Annotated in this window: 2 rRNA genes (1 of these 2 cut by a window edge); both read right to left on the bottom strand. The window is 51.0% G+C overall.

Annotated features, from left to right (window positions below):
- Positions 1 to 12: 12 nt before the first annotated feature.
- Positions 13 to 125, bottom strand: a 5S ribosomal RNA gene (gene rrf / locus KW835_RS26505).
- A 156-nt stretch (positions 126 to 281) separates the two neighbouring features.
- Positions 282 to 3083: ribosomal RNA gene (locus tag KW835_RS26500) — 23S ribosomal RNA — on the bottom strand; it runs 77 nt beyond the window's last position.

Genomic DNA, 3083 nt, shown 5'->3' with positions numbered 1-3083 from the left:
TGGGCTGTAAGAGCCTGACGATGACCTACTTTCACACGGGAACCCGCACTATCATCGGCGCAAAGTCGTTTCACTGTCCTGTTCGGGATGGGAAGGAGTGGTACCAACTTGCTATGGTCATCAGGCATAAAGGGTTGCCGAACTGCTCTGTGAGCAGGTCAGCGAATTCATAGAGTCTGGAATCAGATGGTGTGTTTTGACTGCGTCTAACTTGGCATAACAATCTTTGAGCTTTTGCACAGTCATCGATATAGATGGTGTGTATTGGCTATCAAAGTTATAGGGTCAAGCCGCACGAGCAATTAGTACAGGTTAGCTTAACGCATTACTGCGCTTCCACACCCTGCCTATCAACGTCCTGGTCTTGAACGACTCTTCAGGGGGCTCAAGGCCCCGGCAGATCTCATCTTGAAACGAGTTTCCCGCTTAGATGCTTTCAGCGGTTATCTCTTCCACACTTAGCTACTCGGCAATGCCACTGGCGTGACAACCGATACACCAGAGGTGTGTCCACTCCGGTCCTCTCGTACTAGGAGCAGGCTTCCTCAAATCTGCAGCGCCCACGGAAGATAGGGACCAAACTGTCTCACGACGTTTTAAACCCAGCTCACGTACCTCTTTAAATGGCGAACAGCCATACCCTTGGGACCGGCTACAGCCCCAGGATGAGATGAGCCGACATCGAGGTGCCAAACACCGCCGTCGATATGAACTCTTGGGCGGTATCAGCCTGTTATCCCCAGAGTACCTTTTATCCGTTGAGCGATGGCCCTTCCATACAGAACCACCGGATCACTATGTCCTGCTTTCGCATCTGCTCGACTTGTCAGTCTCGCAGTTAAGCACGCTTATGCCATTGCACTATCGTCACGATGTCCGACCGTAACTAGCGTACCTTCGAACTCCTCCGTTACGCTTTGGGAGGAGACCGCCCCAGTCAAACTGCCTACCATGCACTGTCCCCGATCCAGATAATGGACCTAGGTTAGAACCTCAAACACACCAGGGTGGTATTTCAACGTTGGCTCCATGAGATCTAGCGACCTCACTTCAAAGCCTCCCACCTATCCTACACAGATCTGTTCAAAGTCCAATACAAAGCTACAGTAAAGGTTCATGGGGTCTTTCCGTCTTTCCGCGGGGAGATTGCATCATCACAAACATTTCAACTTCGCTGAGTCTCAGGAGGAGACAGTGTGGCCATCGTTACGCCATTCGTGCAGGTCGGAACTTACCCGACAAGGAATTTCGCTACCTTAGGACCGTTATAGTTACGGCCGCCGTTTACTGGGACTTCAATCAAGAGCTTGCACCCCATCATTTAATCTTCCAGCACCGGGCAGGCGTCACACCCTATACGTCCACTTTCGTGTTTGCAGAGTGCTGTGTTTTTATTAAACAGTCGCAGCCACCGATTTTTTGCAACCCCGTTGGGCTTCCTCTGTACGAGTTCACCTACTTGGGGCATACCTTCTCCCGAAGTTACGGTATCAATTTGCCGAGTTCCTTCTCCTGAGTTCTCTCAAGCGCCTTAGAATACTCATCTCGCGCACCAGTGTCGGTTTGCGGTACGGTCGTCAATAGCTGAAGCTTAGTGGCTTTTCCTGGAAGCAGGGTATCACTCACTTCGTCTGCAAGCAGACTCGTTATCACCCCTCATCTAAGCCCGGCGGATTTGCCTACCAGGCACGACTACAGGCTTGAACCAACATATCCAACAGTTGGCTGAGCTAACCTTCTCCGTCCCCACATCGCACTATTGATCGGTACAGGAATATTGACCTGTTTCCCATCAGCTACGCATCTCTGCCTCGCCTTAGGGGCCGACTCACTCTACGCCGATGAACGTTGCGTAGAAAACCTTGCGCTTACGGCGAGGGGGCTTTTCACCCCCTTTAACGCTACTCATGTCAGCATTCGCACTTCTGATACCTCCAGCATCCGTCACCAGACACCTTCACAGGCCTACAGAACGCTCTCCTACCACGTGCAATAAATTGCACATCCGCAGCTTCGGTAACTGGCTTAGCCCCGTTACATCTTCCGCGCAGGACGACTCGATCAGTGAGCTATTACGCTTTCTTTAAATGATGGCTGCTTCTAAGCCAACATCCTGACTGTTTTAGCCTTCCCACTTCGTTTCCCACTTAGCCAATTTTAGGGACCTTAGCTGGCGGTCTGGGTTGTTTCCCTCTTGAGTCCGGACGTTAGCACCCGGTGCTCTGTCTCCCAAGCTGTACTCTGCAGTATTCGGAGTTTGCATAGGTTTGGTAAGTCGCCATGACCCCCTAGCCTAAACAGTGCTCTACCCCCGCAGGTAATACTTGAGGCACTACCTAAATAGTTTTCGGAGAGAACCAGCTATTTCCAAGTTTGTTTAGCCTTTCACCCCTATCCACAGCTCATCCGCTAGTTTTGCAACACTAGTCGGTTCGGACCTCCAGTACCTGTTACGGCACCTTCATCCTGGCCATGGATAGATCACTTGGTTTCGGGTCTACACCCAGCGACTGATTCGCCCTATTCGGACTCGATTTCTCTACGGCTTCCCTATTCGGTTAACCTTGCCACTGAATGTAAGTCGCTGACCCATTATACAAAAGGTACGCAGTCACCCTTGCGGGCTCCTACTTTTTGTAAGCATGCGGTTTCAGGATCTATTTCACTCCCCTCCCGGGGTTCTTTTCGCCTTTCCCTCACGGTACTGGTTCACTATCGGTCGATTACGAGTATTTAGCCTTGGAGGATGGTCCCCCCATATTCAGACAGGATTTCTCGTGTCCCGCCCTACTTTTCTCTAACTTAGTACCACACGTCTGTTTTCGCATACAGGGCTATCACCTGCTATGGCCGGGCTTTCCATCCCGTTTTGCTAACAGTCGTGCTATCACTAGAAGGCTCTTCCGATTTCGCTCGCCACTACTTTCGGAATCTCGGTTGATGTCTTTTCCTCGAGCTACTGAGATGTTTCAGTTCACCCGGTTCGCCTCGCATGACTATGTATTCATCATGCGATACCTCTTGCGAGGTGGGTTTCCCCATTCAGAAATCTCCGGATCAAAGCTTATTTGCCAGCTCCCCGA

The sequence above is a fragment of the Acidovorax sp. sic0104 genome (genome assembly GCF_019219095.1).
In the GTDB taxonomy this organism is placed as follows: Bacteria; Pseudomonadota; Gammaproteobacteria; order Burkholderiales; family Burkholderiaceae_C; genus Acidovorax.
This window is presented reverse-complemented; position numbering and strand designations above follow the sequence as displayed.